This is a genomic window from Mesorhizobium sp. M0088 (assembly GCF_040322895.1).
GTDB lineage: Bacteria > Pseudomonadota > Alphaproteobacteria > Rhizobiales > Rhizobiaceae > Mesorhizobium.
On sequence record NZ_JAMYUI010000033.1, the window covers coordinates 37501 to 51944 of the forward strand.

Sequence of the window (14444 nt, forward strand, 5' to 3'; positions counted from 1 at the left end):
TCTCGCAGCCCGACGGTGACGACCAGACCTCGGACAGCTCCGAGCTTCTTTACGTCTCGGCGACGTTCGGCGGCCAGACCCGCAACTTCTACCGCTTCCAGATGCAGGACGGCGGTACCGACTATTTCGATGAGGACGGCTCGAGCGCCGAGCAGTTCCTGTTGCGCAATCCCCTGCCCGCCGGGAAATTCCGCTCCGGTTTCGGCGCCCGCAGGCATCCCATCCTCGGCTATGTCCGCATGCACACCGGCGTCGACTGGTCCGCGCCGATCGGCACGCCGATCATCGCCGCCGGCAACGGCACGGTCGAGAAGGTCGGCTGGGCCGGCGGTTACGGCAAGCAGATCATCATCCGCCATGCCAATGGCTATGAGACATCATACAATCACCAGAGCGCCTTTGCCAAAGGCATCGAACCGGGCGTGCACGTCCGCCAGGGCCAGACCATCGGCTTCCTCGGCCAGACCGGCCTCGCCACCGGCCCGCATCTTCACTACGAACTGATCGTCAACGGCACCAAGGTTGATCCGATGCGTGTCCGCCTGCCGGTCGGCAAGGTGCTGAAGGGCGATGACCTCGTCGCCTTCAAGCGCGAGCGCGAGCGCATCGACGAACTGCTGAAGCAGGAAGACAGCGATTCGCTGAAGGTTGCGAGCGCCAAGATCGACGGTTGATCCGCTTCAGCCTGGCGTATCTTCGGCCTGTCGCGGCCATGGCAATCGATCACCGGGAATGGTCGCCCAGGCGATAACAGCCGCAAGCAGGCAAAGCAGCGCGGTCACTGAAGAAACCGCGGCAAACGCAGCGTCGCTGGCGGCGAGCCTCGCCGCATCGATGGCCGGCGCAAGCCCGGCTGGCGCTGGTTCACCAAATCCTGGGATGGCGGACGTTGCGCTCGCGTCCAGTGCATTCGCGTAGACCCATGCAGCAAGCGAGCCCATCGCCGCCACCGCGATCAAACCGCCGATGCGTGAGACGGCATTGTTGATGCCGGAGGCGGCCCCCGTGTCCTTGTCTTCCACCGCCGTCATGATCGCGGTCGACAAAGGCGACACGACCAGAGCCATGCCGAGCCCCATCAGCGCCATCAGCGGGAATATTCCAATCCAGAAATTGTGGATACCGGCGTAGGTGAGCAAGGCCAGCCCGGCAAACGCGAAAGCCACGACTAGGCTGCCGCAGGCGATCGGAAAACGGGGTCCGATCCGGTCCGACAGCTTGCCGACCGGTCCCGACAAAAGCGCGATCAATGCCGACAAGGGCAGGAAGATGAAGCCGACCTCGGCCGTGCTCAGCTCCCAGCCGGCGATCAGCAGCATCGGCAGATAGAAAAGGTTGGCCGATAGCGCAAAATAGAGGAAGAATGTCGCCACATTGGCGCCGGCGAAAGCACCGACGCGAAACAGGCTGAGGTCGATCATAGGCTCGCACTGCCGAAGCTCGAAGACGATGAAGACAGCCAGCAATACAACGCCTGCGGCAATGCTCGGCCCTGCCATGAGGCCCTCGCCGCTGGCGCTCATCGATGTCAGCCCATAGGCAAGCGCGCCGAAGGCCAATGTCGCGAGCGCTGCACCACCGAGATCCAGGCTGCGTTTCTCCGTCGGCGTATCGGCAGGAACCTTGGCCAGCAGAAGCCAGATCGAGATCAAGCCCAGCGGCAGGTTGATGGCGAAGATCGCCCGCCAGATGCCGTCGCCGAAGGCCGACAGCACGAAACCGCCGAACACCGGGCCAAGTGCCGTGGTCAGCGCTGAAGCCGCCGCCCAGATCCCAATCGCGCGGCCGCGTTCCTTCTTCGGGTAGGCCTTGGCGATGATGGCGAGGCTGCCGGGCACCATGATTGCCGCACCGATGCCCTGCAACGCGCGAAATGCGATCAGCACAATGGCATTCGGCGCCAGCGCACAGGCCAGCGAAGCGACGATGAACAGCGCAATGCCGGCCACGAAGGCGCGGCGCAGACCGAATCGGTCGCCGGCGGCACCCCCGGCCAGGATCAGCGCCGACAGCGTCAATGCATAGGCATTGGAAATCCACTGCGCCTCGGCAAGGCTGGCGCCGAGGTTGACGCGAATCGCCGGTGTGGCGATGGCCAGGATCGAGCCGTCTATGAAGCCAAGCGCCGAGGCCAGAATTGCCGCGATCAGCACAAATCGCCGCTGCGACTGCGGACAAAACGTTCCATGCGTGACCGGGCTGGTCAGCGGGACCGCGGCAGCTTTGCTCGGTGAATGCATGAAACCTTGCTTAAACCCCTAGCGCATCGGCAACAACCGGCCAGTGGCTTGCAGTCATTGAAACCAGCCGTTTGGCCAGGGTTGCACCCCGACAGGGTGCAAATGGCACAGTCATTCCAGCCCCGTTACGTGCAGCCGGCGGGGATTTCGATGAGGCGGCCGCTTGAAAGCTCGGCTTCATCCTGATCATGCAGCTGGTCTATCCCGCCGCACTTCCCAGTTCACTGCTGCGCAAGGTTATCGGCTGAAGGTCCGCCGACAAACTCCACCGTGACACCCGGCGAAACCAGCTTGGCCAACTCCCGCGCATCCCAGTTGGTCAGGCGTACGCAGCCATGGCTTTCGGTTTTGCCGATCTTCGACGGATCCGGCGTGCCGTGGATGCCATAGGTCGGCTTGTCCAGGGCGATCCAGACCGAGCCGACGGGACCGTTCGGCCCAGGCGGAATGGTCAGGACTTTGTCGTTCTGGCCCTGCTTGAAATTGATGCTGGGATTGTAGGTGTAGTTCGGATCGAGCGCGACGCGCGACACCGTGTGAATGCCGGACGGTGACGGCGTGTCCGAAGAGCCGATGGTTGCGGGATAGGCCGCGACCAGCCTGCCGCCGGCATCATAGGCGAAAACCTCTTTCTTGTCCTTGTCGGCGACGATGCGGGCCACCGGCGTCGAAACCAGTTTGCCGAAATTGGCGACCTTGATGGTCGTGCCGGGACGATTGAAATCGAGGTCCGGGTTGAGCGCTTTGAGATAATTCTCATCCATGTGGAAGCGCTCTGCGAGCGCCTCGGTCACCGACGTATAGCCCATGCGATCGAGTTGCGCCTTCTGGCTGTAGTCTTCCGGGATCGACGCGACATAGGGACCGGCCGCATCCTCCGCTGTGATCGTGTAGTTGGCGAAGGCATCGCCGCCGGATTGCGCAAGTGCCGCCTGGATGGCGACCGCGTCGGTCGATCGCAGATTGGCGCCGGTGATCTGGTTGTAGGCAGCGAGCGCTTTGTCGACGTTCGAACCGAAACGCCCGTCGATGACGCCAGGCGAAGCGCCACCCCGGTCGAGCAGCACCTGAAGGGCGGCGACATCCTGGCGCGCTCCCAGCGACAGTGCCGGGGCAACAGTGGTCTTGCCGCCAGTCTCTGGTGGCAGAGCTGCCTGATCGGCTGACGTCGCCGGCTGGGCAGGGTCTATCGAGGCTTCGTCCAGCGGCTGGCGCTTGATGGTACCCGGCTTTGCCGGCTGCAGCGCGTCGGGATAATTGTCATCGTAGCTGCCATCGTCCTGCGGTGCCGGCGGATAGGCTTCGACGGCATTGTCCCCATAGGGATCGTACTCGTCCGCCGGCGGCGGGATAACGCGGCCTTCCTCTTCCAACTGCTGGCGGCGGAACCGCGCCATGTCTTCCGGATCGTCGAGATAGTAACGGTCGTCGCCCTCGGGGGCGCGGCCCAGTTCGCGCAGTCGTGTCTCACGGCGCAAGGCGCGGCGGTCCAGCCGGGTCTGCGGCGGCTGGATGGCGATGACCTTGCCGGTATCGGCATCGACGATCACGCGGTTGCCCCTGGCGTCGTAGTAGATGTCGAGATTGCCGTCCTGGGCGACAAGGATGCCACCGGTATCGGCGGCACGGACAATCGGTGGTGCGCTGTCCTGCGTCGGGGCTGCGATTGCATTGGCAGACAAAAGCCCGCCGGCAAGTACCGAAAGGGTGAAGATCGTACGCAGCATAGTGGCGAAACTCTCCGGTCCGTAATTGCCGCCGCCCGGCATTGTTCTCTGGCGAAGCCCCTCGTCAGCAAACCAGTTACCCACCATATGGTTCCAACATGAACCGGGCATGAAGATGGCGGTTTTCCAGCGCCTCGAGGAATATAGACTAGCTTGCGGCAAGTCCCAATTCCTTGCGCGCCTGTCTGGTCAGTTTCAGGGCTACAAGGCGATGGCTCTCGCGCAGATAATCCTTCAGCGCGGCATCATCCATGCTCTGGCTTGTCCGACGCTGGATCCATGTCATACCGCGCGAGGCAAGATAGGGCGCGGGCCGCAGGCCCGGCTGCTCCTTGAGCACATCATAGGCGATATCGGAACATTTGAAGGTGACGAAGAGCTGCTGGCCCTGATCCCAGCCGCCAACCGCGAAGACCTTGTTTCCGACTTTCCAGACATGGGCGCCACCCCATTGGAAAACGTGACTCGTCGCGGGCAGCGAGGCGCAGAAGCCGTTGTAGTCGTCCAGCGTCATCCCGCCCCCCTTTTTTGCGCACGTCGCCCAAAACTGGCCCCGGTTTGGGGAAAACGACATGCATATGACAAAGACCTAAAACGCCGCGGGTCCGGGAAGGACGCGCGGCGTAGGATCAGGCTGCCACTTCCGCCGCGACGATCGCCGGCTTCGAGCGGAAGTTCAGCCGGTCGGAACCGGCTGTCACCTTGACGGTCGAGCCGTCGAGGATGTCGCCGAGCAGGATCTTCTCCGCCAGCGGGTCCTGCAATTCCTTCTGCATCACCCGCTTCAGCGGCCGCGCGCCATAGGCCGGATCGTAGCCCTTGGCCGCCAGCCAGTCGACCGCCTCCTGGTCCAGCGACAGCGTGATCTTGCGGTCGACAAGCAGGCTCTCCAGCCGCTTGAGCTGGATCTCGACGATGCGACCCATATCCTGCCGGCGCAGCCGGTGGAACAGGATCACCTCGTCGACGCGATTGAGGAACTCCGGCCGGAACGACGCCCTGACGACACCCATCACCTCGTCGCGAACCAGATCGACGTCCTGATCCTCGGTGAGATTGACGAGATATTCGGCGCCCAGGTTCGACGTCATGATGATCAGCGTGTTGCGGAAGTCCACCGTGCGGCCCTGCCCATCGGTCAGGCGGCCGTCATCAAGCACCTGCAACAGCACGTTGAACACATCGGGATGCGCCTTCTCGATTTCGTCGAACAGCACGACCTGATAGGGCCGGCGCCGCACCGCTTCGGTCAACGCGCCGCCTTCCTCATAGCCGACATAGCCGGGAGGTGCGCCGATCAGCCGGGCGACCGAGTGCTTTTCCATGAACTCCGACATGTCGATGCGCACCATCGCGCCCTCGTCGTCGAACAGGAAGCTTGCCAGCGCCTTGGTCAGTTCGGTCTTGCCGACGCCCGTCGGCCCGAGGAACATGAACGAGCCGATCGGCCGGTTCGGGTCCTGCAGGCCCGCGCGAGCGCGCCGCACCGCTTTGGAAACAGCCTGCACCGCCTCGCCCTGGCCGACGACACGCTTGCCGATCTCGTCTTCCATGCGCAGCAGCTTGTCGCGCTCCCCCTGCAGCATCTTGTCGACCGGAATGCCGGTCCAGCGCGAGACGATATGCGCGACGTGATCCGGCGTGACCACCTCTTCGACCATGCCAGCCTTGCCGTCCTGGGTTTCGGCCTCCTTCAGCTTCTTTTCCAGTTCCGGGATCTTGCCATAGGCAAGCTCGCCGGCGCGCTGGAATTCACCCTTGCGCTGCGCAATGGCGAGCTCGTTGCGCGCCTCGTCGAGCTGCTTCTTGAGGTCGGCGGCGAGCCCGAGCTTCTGCTTCTCCGCCTGCCATTTGGCAGTGATCTCGGTCGATTCCTCCTCGAGGCCGACGAGTTCCTTTTCCAGGCGGGCAAGCCGATCCTTCGAGGCGTCGTCCGTCTCGACCTTCAGCGCCTCGCGTTCGATCTTGAGCTGCATGATGCGGCGATCGATCTCGTCCAGCGCCTCGGGCTTGGAATCGACCTGCATGCGCAGCCGCGATGCGGCTTCGTCGACCAGGTCGATCGCCTTGTCCGGCAGGAAGCGGTCGGCGATGTAGCGGTTGGACAGCGTCGCCGCCGCCACCAGCGCGGAATCCGAAATGCGCACCTTGTGGTGCTGCTCGTACTTCTCCTTCAGGCCGCGCAGGATCGAGACGGTGTCTTCCACCGTCGGCTCGTCGACGAACACCGGCTGGAAGCGGCGGGCAAGGGCTGCATCCTTCTCGACATGCTTGCGATACTCATCGAGCGTGGTGGCGCCGACGCAGTGCAGCTCGCCGCGCGCCAGCGCCGGCTTCAGAAGGTTCGACGCATCCATGGCGCCATCCGCCTTGCCGGCACCGACCAGGGTGTGCATCTCATCGATGAACAGGATGATGTTGCCGCTGGCCGAGGTGACTTCGGAGAGCACGGCCTTCAGCCGCTCCTCGAACTCGCCGCGATATTTGGCGCCGGCAATCAGCGCGCCCATGTCGAGCGCCATCAATTGCTTATCCTTCAGCGATTCCGGCACGTCGCCATTGACGATGCGCAGCGCCAGGCCTTCGGCGATCGCCGTCTTGCCGACGCCCGGTTCGCCGATCAGCACCGGATTGTTCTTGGTGCGGCGCGACAGCACCTGAATGGTGCGGCGGATCTCGTCGTCACGGCCGATCACGGGGTCCAGCTTGCCGGCACGGGCATCCGCGGTCAGGTCGCGCGCGTATTTCTTCAGCGCGTCGTAGCCCTGTTCGGCACTCGCCGAATCGGCGGTGCGGCCCTTGCGGACGTCATTGATGACCTGGTTGAGCGCCTGCGGGGTGACGCCGGCCTTGGCCAGTATGTCGGCGGTCTTGGCCGACTTCTCCATGGCCAGCGCCTGCAAGAGCCGCTCCACCGTGACAAAGCTGTCGCCGGCTTTCTTGGCCAGTTCCTCGGCGGTCGAAAACGCCTTTGCCAGCGGCTGGGCCAGATAGAGCTGGCCATTGCCGCCCTCGACCTTGGGCATCGCTTCGAGCGCCGTCTCGACGCCAAGCTTGACGTCGCGAACGTTGCCGCCGGCGCGTTCGATCAGCGACGCGGCCAGGCCCTCATCGTCGTCGACGAGCACTTTCAGGATATGCTCAGGGGTGAATTGCTGATGGTTGCGGGAAAGCGCCATAGTCTGCGCGGACTGGATAAAACCGCGCACGCGCTCTGAGTATTTCTCAAGGTTCATATCTGTCTCCTTCCATCACCGGCCCGCTTTGCGGCACCGGATCCGATTGCGGTGACGGACCCTCCCATTCGAGCCGGGTCCAGTTGAGGCTGATATGGTGCACAAGCTCCGAACCCTCAAGACGTCTCGATATCGGCAACTTCATAATATTGCACGGCCGCCCAAACGAAAACGGCGGAGATTTCTCTCCGCCGTTCAATGCCTTGAAATGCCGTTCGATCAGTTGTCGATATCGACATTGATCGGTTGGGCGTTGCCGCTGTCGACCGGGGCCGCAGCCGCCTCGCCGGCGTTGGCCACGGAATTGGCATTGTCACTACCGCCATCAACCTGATCGGCGTTGACGCGCGGGCGGCGCGGCCGCCTCGGACGACGGGCAGCACCGCTTTCGGCGGCCGCCTCGTTGAGTTCGGCCTGGGCCGCAAGGCCTGCCGGCGAAAGATTCTCGAACGACGGAGCCGGTTCGGCCGCAGCAACGGATTCGGTCGGCGCGGCGGCTTCGGCCTCGCTCGGAGCCTCGTTGCGCTGGGGCTGGCCAGCTTGCTCGGCGGACGATGCATAGTCGCGCTGGCCGTTCTGGCCGTAACCGCCATTGGGGCGACGATCGCGATGGCGCCCGCCATTGTTGTCGCGGCCACCATTGTTGCGCCCGCCATTATTATCACGGGCCTCGCGGCCACCTTCCCGGTTGAGCGCAACCTCGGCCGGCGTCCCTTCGATGACCGGCTGCGGGCCGGCGCCATGGTTGATCACCGGGATCTGGGCATCGGAAACAGTGTTGCTGTTGTTGCCGCCATTGTCGAAATCGTCGCGGTCCTCGTCGCCGTCATCGTCGAAATCATCGCGATTCTGCTGCGCGTTCTGGATCGGCATCTGCGCCTGTGCGGCCGCGATGATGCGATTGTAGTGCTCGGCGTGCTGGAGATAGTTCTCCGCCATGACCCGGTCGCCGGAGCTGTGAGAATCGCGGGCAAGGGTGGCGTACTTTTCGGCGATCTGCTGAGCCGAACCGCGGATCTTCACATCCGGGCCATTGCTCTCGTAGTTGCGCGTCAGGGGATTAGGCCCCTTGCGGTTGTTGTTGTTATTGTTGTTGTTATTGTTACCACCGCCGCCGCCATTATTATTGCGACCGCGCATGCGCCTGTTCTGCTGTTGTGGCCTCATCAAACTCTCTTCATTTTGAAATTTTCGAAAAACTCTTCACGAACGGAGGCGCTCATGCAGCCAGCCGTTTCGTCTCTTCACCGGCGTTCGCCCGCATCGATTGCGTTGGCGCCACGTGCCATCCTGTTCCGGTTACATCACTTGCCGGACGATTCCCGCACGAAGCTTGGGCATCGTTTGCGCAAGAAGGCAGCTATTTCCAAGGAAAACCGAATCGCTAAGAGCACTGCCTGCTTCGTCTCATCCGGTTAAGGCGACCCTAGCCGCATTCCCCGGCATTGCCAAGCGCTTTTTTGCACTGCGTCAAGGCTTTATCCTTTCAAAGACAATAACCCTGTCATTTCCGCCGAGGTCACGAAAAGCACCGCCCGACACGTAGCCGGCTGCAGCGAATATCTCGCAGACCTCGTTGCGTTGCGTATGGCCGATCTCGACCGCAATCCTGCCTTCAGTTTCCAAAAACCTTGCCGCTTCCGCAGCGATGGTTCTGTAGGGGTTCAGACCGTCCGCGCCGCCATCCAGGGCCAGGCGCGGGTCGAAATTGCGGACTTCGTCCTGCAGATTTCCAATGTCTTCGGAGCTTATATAGGGAGGGTTTGCGGCGATTAAATGGTACCGGCCGGAAACTTTTTCGAACCAGTCCGACTGCAGTGCCGTGAACCGGCCTGCAAGACCCAGTTTCCCGGCATTACTGGCCGCCGTCGCCAGCGCACCTGCGGACAGATCGACGCCCGTGGCGTTAGCCGTCGGCACGACGCTGAGCAGCGCCAGCGCAATGGCGCCGGTGCCGGTGCCAAGATCGAGGATGCGACACCTGCCTTCCCGCGCCGCAACTGCCTTGACGAAGGGCAATATCGCCTCGACCAGCGTTTCGGTATCCGGCCGCGGCTCCAGCGTTTCCGGCGACAGCGACAGGCGCAAACCGTAGAATTCACGATAGCCGAGGATGCGATGCACCGGTTCGCCGCCGGCGCGGCGTTTCAGGGCGGCATCGATTTCGGCAACGATGCCGGCGCCGAGCCTGCGTTCGGGGTCCGCAATGGCTTGCGTGCGCGTCGTGCCCGAAAAATGCTCGACGATCAGCCTCGCATCGAGCGCCGGGTCGTCGACAGTGGTGCCAAGCCGGGCCCGCGCTTCCCGCAGCAGCGGGCCGAGTGCGTCGGGCAGGTCAGTCATCGATGCCGATGTCGGCGAGCAATTTCGACTGGTGATCGGCAATCAGCGCGTTGATGATCTCGTCGAGTTCGCCCATCATCACCCGGTCGAGCTTGTAGAGCGTCAAATTGATGCGATGGTCGGTGACGCGGCCTTGCGGGAAATTATAGGTGCGGATGCGCTCGGAGCGATCGCCGGAGCCGACCTGCGACTTGCGCGATTCGGAACGCTCCTCGTCGGCCTTGCCGCGCTCCAGATCATAGAGCCGGGCACGCAGGATCTGCATGGCTTTGGCGCGATTCTGATGCTGCGATTTCTCCGCCTGCACGACCATGATGCCGGTCGGCAGATGGGTGATGCGGACGGCCGAATCGGTGGTGTTGACATGCTGGCCGCCCGAACCCGAGGCGCGCATCGTGTCGATGCGGATGTCTTCGGCCCTGATGTCGATGTCGACCTCTTCGGCTTCGGGCAGCACCGCGACGGTTGCGGCCGAGGTGTGGATGCGCCCGCTCGCCTCGGTCGCCGGCACGCGCTGCACCCGATGAACGCCCGATTCGAATTTCAGATGCGCAAAGACGCCCTTGCCCGACACGGTGGCGATGATTTCCTTGAAGCCGCCGGCGTCGCCATCGCTGGCCGAGGCGGTTTCGAAACGCCAGCCGCGTTCGGCGGCGTAGCGCTCATACATGCGAAACAGGTCGCCGGCGAACAGCGCGGCCTCGTCACCGCCGGTGCCGGCGCGGATTTCGAGAATGGCGTTCTTGTCGTCGGCGGCATCCCTGGGCAACAGCAGGATCTGGATATCCTTCTGCAATGCCTCGATGCGCTCCTCGATCTCCGGCAACTCGGCCTCGGCGAGCGCCCGCATCTCGGCATCGGTGCCCTTGTCGGCAAGCATGGCTTCCAGATCGGCCTGTTCACGCTCGGCCAGGCGCAATGCCCTGACCTTGGCCACCATATCCTGGATTTCGGCATATTCGGACGCCATGCGCACATAGGCATCCGGCGCCGGGCCGGCCGACATCTGCGCTTCGAGCATCTCGAAACGCTTGACGACTTGATCCATACGATCGCGGGGCAAATTGACCATGATGAGGCTGCTACAATGGGATCGAACGGTCGTCGGCAAAGGCCTGCAGCAGCGCCCGCATCGGCAAGCCCTGTGCCGGAGCCATCAGATTGTCGTCGAAAAACGCCTTCAACTCGTCCAGCGGCAGTTCCGTCAGCATCGCCTTGACCGGACCGATCGAGGCCGGCGACATCGAGATCGAACGGAAACCGAGGCCGATCAGCGCCATCGCCGAGATCGGCTTGCCGGCGAGTTCGCCGCACAGCGTCACCGGCGTATTGTTGCGGACGCCGGCATCGGCGATCTGCTTGAGCACACGCAGGAACGGCGCCGACAGCGTGTCGAAGCGGTTTGCCAATTGCGTGTTGCCGCGGTCGACGGCCATGACGAACTGGAACAGGTCGTTCGAACCGACCGAGACGAAATCGACCGCCTTCATCAATTCATCGAGCTGGAACAATAGCGACGGAACTTCCAACATCGCCCCCAGCTTCAGGCTGGTCGGCAAATGATGGGCAAAGCGCGACAAATGCCGCACCTCGCGGTCGATAATCTCGCGTGCCTGGGCGATCTCGCCCAGCTCGGTCACCATCGGCAGCATCAGCTTCAATTCGCGGCCGCCGCTGGCCTTGAGCAAAGCGCGGATCTGGGTGCGCAACAACCCCGGCCGGTCAAGCGTCAGGCGGATCGCCCGCCAGCCAAGCGCCGGGTTCTCTTCCTGGATCGCACCCTTGAAATAGGGCAGCACCTTGTCGCCGCCAATATCGATGGTGCGGAAAGTGACCGGCTTGCCGCGCGCCGCTTCGAGCACGTCGCGGTACAGCTTTTCCTGGGCTTCGGCCCGAGGAAATGTCGAGGCGACCATGAATTGAAGTTCGGTGCGGAACAGGCCGATACCGGCCGCACCCGCTTCGGCAAGCTGCGGCAGGTCGACGGCGAGACCGGCATTCATCAACAGGTCGACCTGGACACCGTCCCTGGTCGTCGACGGCTTCTTGCGCAGTTCGCGGTAGACCTCTTGCCGGCGCGCCCTGAAGCGCACTTTTTCGGCATAAGCGGCTTCGAGGTCGGGCTGCGGCCGCAAATGGATCACGCCCTCTTCGCCGTCGACAATGATGGCATCGCCGTTTTCCGCCATGGAAACGGCGCCCTTCATCTGGCCGGCGACGGGGATGCCCATGGCGCGTGCGACGATGACGACGTGGCTGGTGGCGGCACCATCCTCGAGCACCAGCCCGCGCATCTTGTCGCGGGGATAATCGAGCAGCTCGGCGGCCCCCATCGAACGGGCAACGATGATGGCATCCTTCGGCAGCGATGCGGCGACATCTTCCGGCCCGCGCCCCATCAGCTGGCGCAGCAGGCGGTTGGCGAGGTCGTCGAAATCGCTCATCCGCTCGCGCAGATAGGGATCGGTCATGTGCAGCATGCGGGCGCGCATGTCGCTCTGCACCTTTTCCACCGCCGCTTCGGCCGTCAGGCCGTTGCGGATGGCCTCTTCCAGCCGCCGCACCCAGCCGCGATCGTTGGCGAACATGCGATAGGCTTCCAGCACCTGGCGATGCTCGCCTTCGAAGGCGACGTCGCGGCGTTCCAGCATGTCGTCGATGGACAGCCTGAGCGAGCTGAGTGAGGTCTCCAGCCGGCGGACCTCTTCCTCGCTGTCTTCGTTGAACAGATTGGTGACGACAATGCGCGGCTCGTGCAGCACGACATGGCCGAGCCCGACGCCTTCATTGAAGGACAGGCCGGTGAAGCTGACAGGACGGCGCAGATCGAGTTCGAGGCCGGGCCGGGTCAGCCGCGCCAGATCGCCGGTGGCGATCATCTCGGCGATCACCATCGCCGTGGTTTCCAGCGCCTCGACCTCGTCGTCGCGGTAGTGGCGCATGGTCTTGTTCTGCACCACCAGCACGCCCAGCGTGCGCCCTGCCCGCAGCACCGGCACGCCGAGGAACGAGTTGTAGATCTCTTCCCCGGTCTCCGGCAGATAGGCAAAGGCAGGGTGTTCCTGCGCATTGGACAGGTTGAGCGGCCGCGCGCTGGCGGCAATCGTGCCGACCAGGCCTTGGCCCAGCCGCAACTGCGCCAAATGGACGGCGTTCGGGTTCAGACCTTCGGTGGCGTAGAGTTCGAGCACCGAATCGGCGCGCAGCACATAGAGCGAGCAGACTTCCGCGACCATGTTGGAGGCGATGTCGCGCACAATCCGGTCAAGCCGCTCCTGCGGCTCCAGCGGCTCCTGCATGAGCTCGCGGAGCCGTTTGAGCAAAACGCGCGGGCCACTGGCCTGATCACGCATCGCGGCTTCTTCTCCAATGGGCATTCTGCCCGCCGCAGTTTCCACTGCGACCGGCGCACACGCAACAACTCAAATCGTTCTCGCTACTGCTTATCCAGACCGTAGACGGAATGCAAAGTACGAACCGCAAGTTCCGTATACGGACCGTCGATCAGGATCGAAATCTTGATCTCGGAGGTCGTGATGGCGCGGATGTTGATCGATTTGTCGGCCAGCGCCTTGAAAGCGGTGGCGGCGACGCCGGCATGGCTCCTCATGCCGATGCCGATGACCGAAACCTTCGACATGCCGGCTTCCGACTGCACGACATCGTAGCCGATCTCGGCTTTCAGCCGTTCAAGCACGGCCAGCGCCTTGTCGACATCACCCGACGGCACGGTGAAGGTCATGTCGGTGAACTTGCCGTCCTCGGAAATGTTCTGGACGATCATGTCGACATTGATGTTGGCCTCGGCCAGCGGCCCGAAGATGCCGGCGGCAACGCCCGGCCGGTCGCCGACCCGGCGCAGCGAAATCTGCGCTTCATCCTTGGCGTAGGCAATTCCGGTGACGACCTGCTGTTCCACGATCTCTTCCTCGTCGCAAATGAGCGTTCCAGGCGGATTGAGCAAATCCCCCATTCCGGGCGCGTCGGGATCGTCGAAGGACGACCGCACGAAGGTACGCACCCTGTGCACCATGGCAAGCTCGACCGAACGCACCTGCAGAACCTTGGCGCCGAGCGAAGCCATTTCAAGCATTTCCTCGAACGAGATCTTGGCCAGCCGCCGCGCCTTGGGCTCGATGCGCGGATCGGTGGTGTAGACCCCGTCGACGTCGGTATAGATGTCGCAGCGATCGGCCTTGACCGCCGCGGCGATGGCAACCGCACTGGTGTCGGAGCCGCCGCGGCCGAGCGTGGCGATACGATTGTCCGGGCCGATGCCCTGGAACCCGGCGATCACCGCCACCTGGCCCTCGCCGAAGCGCTTGACCAGGAACGCGCCGTCGATGTCGAGGATGCGCGCCGCCCCATGCGCATTGTCGGTCTTGATCGGGATCTGCCAACCCTGCCAGGAGCGGGCATGCACGCCCATGTTTTGCAAGGTGATGGCCAGCAGGCCGGCCGTGACCTGCTCGCCGGAAGCGACGACCGCATCATATTCGCGTGCGTCGTGCATCGGAGAGGCCTCACGCGTCCAGCCGACCAGTTCATTGGTTTTCCCGGCCATCGCCGAAACGACCACCGCCACCTCATGGCCGGCGTCGACCTCGCGTTTGACGTGACGCGCCACGTTGCGGATGCGGGCGATGTCGGCGACCGAGGTTCCGCCGAATTTCATCACGATGCGCGCCATGGGAGCGAAATGCCTTTGCCTGAAGCCGGAGCCCGGCCAAAAGCCGGAATCCCGAAAAGCGGAAGGCCGGCTGACGCCGGCCGCTGAATGCGCGGCCTCCTTAGCCAAATGATGAAGGTTTCGCAAGGCTGGCGGCCGATTGCCGGCTCCAGAGGCCGGCATATTGCCTTCCGCCCCGCCGCCGCTTACGAAATGCTGCCTGCGGGGA

General features: G+C 63.5%; 10 protein-coding genes (1 of these 10 running past the window's edge). 1 reads left to right on the plus strand and 9 read right to left on the minus strand.

Features of this window, described 5'->3' with window-relative positions; translation table 11 throughout:
* Positions 1 to 674, plus strand: partial view of a M23 family metallopeptidase gene (locus tag NKJ67_RS30855; protein WP_164892966.1) — the 3' end only. 1294 nt of this gene lie to the left of the window's left edge; the window shows 674 of its 1968 coding nt (coding positions 1295-1968); its start codon lies beyond the left edge, outside the window; its stop codon occupies positions 672 to 674.
* 6 nt (positions 675 to 680) lie between these two features.
* On the opposite strand, the gene NKJ67_RS30860 is transcribed toward NKJ67_RS30855, so the two are convergent.
* The 9 genes from NKJ67_RS30860 to NKJ67_RS30900 form a co-directional block, all read right to left on the minus strand.
* Positions 681 to 2240 (minus strand): MFS transporter, encoded by a 1560-nt coding sequence (locus NKJ67_RS30860; protein WP_352585047.1) that lies wholly within the window; start codon positions 2238 to 2240, stop codon positions 681 to 683.
* 221 nt (positions 2241 to 2461) lie between these two features.
* Positions 2462 to 3967 carry a L,D-transpeptidase family protein gene (locus NKJ67_RS30865; protein WP_352585088.1) on the minus strand — a complete coding sequence of 502 codons (1506 nt, stop codon included), beginning with the start codon at positions 3965 to 3967 and terminating at the stop codon, positions 2462 to 2464.
* Positions 3968 to 4115: 148 nt separating this feature from the next.
* A complete protein-coding gene (locus NKJ67_RS30870) occupies positions 4116 to 4481 on the minus strand; it encodes an MmcQ/YjbR family DNA-binding protein (RefSeq protein WP_352585049.1) in 366 nt (121 codons plus the stop codon).
* A gap of 115 nt (positions 4482 to 4596) precedes the next feature.
* Positions 4597 to 7203, minus strand: coding sequence for an ATP-dependent chaperone ClpB (clpB, locus tag NKJ67_RS30875; protein WP_127408614.1), 2607 nt, complete (start codon positions 7201 to 7203; stop codon positions 4597 to 4599).
* A gap of 219 nt (positions 7204 to 7422) precedes the next feature.
* Entirely contained in the window at positions 7423 to 8370 is a 948-nt protein-coding gene (locus tag NKJ67_RS30880) for a DUF4167 domain-containing protein (protein ID WP_127266725.1), read from the minus strand.
* Positions 8371 to 8673: 303 nt separating this feature from the next.
* The gene (prmC, locus tag NKJ67_RS30885) at positions 8674 to 9546 is read right to left on the minus strand and encodes a peptide chain release factor N(5)-glutamine methyltransferase (RefSeq protein WP_352585052.1); all 873 of its coding nucleotides are present in this window, start codon (positions 9544 to 9546) and stop codon (positions 8674 to 8676) included.
* The gene (gene prfA, locus NKJ67_RS30890) at positions 9539 to 10618 is read right to left on the minus strand and encodes a peptide chain release factor 1 (protein ID WP_127266723.1); all 1080 of its coding nucleotides are present in this window, start codon (positions 10616 to 10618) and stop codon (positions 9539 to 9541) included. The genes prmC and prfA overlap by 8 nt, the downstream gene beginning before the upstream one ends.
* 10 nt (positions 10619 to 10628) lie before the next feature.
* Complete coding sequence (ptsP, locus tag NKJ67_RS30895) at positions 10629 to 12899, minus strand: phosphoenolpyruvate--protein phosphotransferase (protein WP_027038177.1); 2271 nt, start codon at positions 12897 to 12899, stop codon at positions 10629 to 10631.
* An 83-nt stretch (positions 12900 to 12982) separates the two neighbouring features.
* Positions 12983 to 14236 carry an aspartate kinase gene (locus NKJ67_RS30900; RefSeq protein ID WP_027038176.1) on the minus strand — a complete coding sequence of 418 codons (1254 nt, stop codon included), beginning with the start codon at positions 14234 to 14236 and terminating at the stop codon, positions 12983 to 12985.
* Between the last annotated feature and the right edge of the window lie 208 nt (positions 14237 to 14444).

Coding starts and splice junctions, on each gene's coding strand:
- prmC (WP_352585052.1), bottom strand. CDS start 9,546: ATGACTGACCTGCCCGACGCACTCGGCCCGCTGCTGCGGGAAGCGCGG.
- NKJ67_RS30860 (WP_352585047.1), bottom strand. CDS start 2,240: ATGCATTCACCGAGCAAAGCTGCCGCGGTCCCGCTGACCAGCCCGGTC.
- prfA (WP_127266723.1), bottom strand. CDS start 10,618: ATGGTCAATTTGCCCCGCGATCGTATGGATCAAGTCGTCAAGCGTTTC.
- NKJ67_RS30870 (WP_352585049.1), bottom strand. CDS start 4,481: ATGACGCTGGACGACTACAACGGCTTCTGCGCCTCGCTGCCCGCGACG.
- NKJ67_RS30880 (WP_127266725.1), bottom strand. CDS start 8,370: ATGAGGCCACAACAGCAGAACAGGCGCATGCGCGGTCGCAATAATAAT.
- clpB (WP_127408614.1), bottom strand. CDS start 7,203: ATGAACCTTGAGAAATACTCAGAGCGCGTGCGCGGTTTTATCCAGTCC.
- NKJ67_RS30865 (WP_352585088.1), bottom strand. CDS start 3,967: ATGCTGCGTACGATCTTCACCCTTTCGGTACTTGCCGGCGGGCTTTTG.
- ptsP (WP_027038177.1), bottom strand. CDS start 12,899: ATGCGTGATCAGGCCAGTGGCCCGCGCGTTTTGCTCAAACGGCTCCGC.
- NKJ67_RS30900 (WP_027038176.1), bottom strand. CDS start 14,236: ATGGCGCGCATCGTGATGAAATTCGGCGGAACCTCGGTCGCCGACATC.